1 pseudogene is annotated in these 934 nt (G+C 64.6%); it reads right to left on the reverse strand.

Annotated features, from left to right (window positions below):
• Window positions 1–811 (reverse strand): annotated as a pseudogene (locus tag DMB66_RS59990) (ribonucleotide-diphosphate reductase subunit beta); the annotation flags it as partial.
• Window positions 812–934: the final 123 nt, after the last annotated feature.

The following is a 934-nucleotide window of genomic DNA, read 5'->3' on the forward strand; positions in this document are numbered from 1 at the left end:
TTCGCGCATGTCGGTCAGCGACACTGCCCGAGACGCCCTGCTCCAGCAGATCGGCGGCGAACTGCACCTCGCACTCGACGGCGTCGGTCAGCATGTCGCGGACCTGCTGCTCCATCTTCTCGTCGAAGAGGTCCGGCTCCTCCGCGCGGACCTGCTCGACCACGTCGAAGGCGAACGCCATGTGCATCGACTCGTCGCGGAACACCCAGTTCGTCCCGGAAGCGAGGCCGTGCAGCAGCCCGCGCGACCGCAGGAAGTAGACGTAGGCGAAAGCGCCGTAGAAGAACAGCCCCTCGATGCACGCGGCGAAGCAGATGACGTTCAGCAGGAACGCCCGCCGCTCGTCCTTGGTCCGCAGCTCCCGCAGCTCGAAGACCGAGTCGATCCACCGGAAGCAGAAGTCGGCTTTCCGGGCGATCGACGGGATGTTCTCCACCGCGTCGAAGGCCGCCGCCCGTTCAGCCTCGTCGGGCACATAGGTGTCCAGCAGATTCAGATAAAACTGGACGTGCACGGCCTCCTCGAAGAGCTGCCGCGAGAGATAGAGCCGCCCCTCGGGCGAATTGACGTGCTGATAGAGGTTCAGCACCAGGTTGTTCGCGACGATGGTGTCGCCGGTGGCGAAGAAGGCGACCAGCCGGCTGACCAGGTGCTGCTCGGCGGGCGACAGCTTGGCCAGGTCGGCGAGGTCGGAGTGCAGGTCGACCTCCTCGACGGTCCAGGTGTTCTTGATCGCGTCCTTGAAGCGGTCGAAGAAGTGCGGATACTTCATCGGCCGCAGGGTCAGGTCCATTCCGGGATCCAGCAGCATCTACTGACACGCCTCGCAAGACTCGGGGTTCTCCAGGGAGCAGGCCAGCGCCTCGTCATCGCTGACCGCTTGGTCTTGGATGGTCGAGACAGCCACGGCAGGACTTACCGGCACAGTTGCGAG

The organism is Actinoplanes sp. ATCC 53533 (genome assembly GCF_003947245.1).